This window comes from Vibrio sp. S/42/10 (assembly GCF_029890535.1).
Classification (GTDB): Bacteria; Pseudomonadota; Gammaproteobacteria; order Enterobacterales; family Vibrionaceae; genus Vibrio; species Vibrio cyclitrophicus.
In genome coordinates this window covers 1-567 of sequence record NZ_JAKMZC010000048.1, presented here as the reverse complement: position 1 = coordinate 567, position 567 = coordinate 1, and the positions used below count along the sequence as shown (strand labels likewise).

The window sequence follows — 567 nt, the reverse complement described above, 5'->3', positions numbered from 1 at the left end:
GCCCTTTCACGGCGGTAACAGGGGTTCGACTCCCCTACGGGATACCATTGGGTCGTTAGCTCAGTTGGTAGAGCAGTTGACTTTTAATCAATTGGTCGCAGGTTCGAATCCTGCACGACCCACCATTTCCTCCCAAGGAAATAAAAATATGGGGCTATAGCTCAGCTGGGAGAGCGCCTGCCTTGCACGCAGGAGGTCTGCGGTTCGATCCCGCATAGCTCCACCATTCCTTCCATAAGGAATTAAAACTTTTATGGGCGATTAGCTCAGTTGGGAGAGCACCTGCCTTACAAGCAGGGGGTCACTGGTTCGAGCCCGGTATCGCCCACCATCTTTAAGCATTCTCGTAAGAGAGTATTTAAAAATGGTTTTGAAAGTTTATAACTTGAAAAACTCTTGCTCTTTAACAATTTGGAAAGCTGACTGATTGATTTACTTAAGAGTAATTCAATCAAATTTAAAAGTTCTCAATGTTTATCTTTCATTAGATAAACACAACAAACACATTCAAGTGTCTTGTATTCGAATCAATGTTTACATTGATTCACAATTGAGTCCGGCAAACAG

The 567-nt window shown here is 43.2% G+C and carries 3 tRNA genes; all 3 read left to right on the top strand.

Annotated elements, in window-relative coordinates:
• Positions 1 to 49 precede the first annotated feature (49 nt).
• The 3 genes from L8S15_RS21745 (at position 50) to L8S15_RS21735 (ending at position 331) form a co-directional block, all read left to right on the top strand.
• Positions 50 to 125: transfer RNA gene (locus tag L8S15_RS21745), tRNA-Lys, on the top strand.
• Positions 126 to 150: 25 nt separating this feature from the next.
• A tRNA-Ala gene (locus L8S15_RS21740) sits at positions 151 to 226 on the top strand.
• A 29-nt stretch (positions 227 to 255) separates the two neighbouring features.
• Positions 256 to 331 (top strand) — tRNA-Val (locus L8S15_RS21735).
• Positions 332 to 567: the final 236 nt, after the last annotated feature.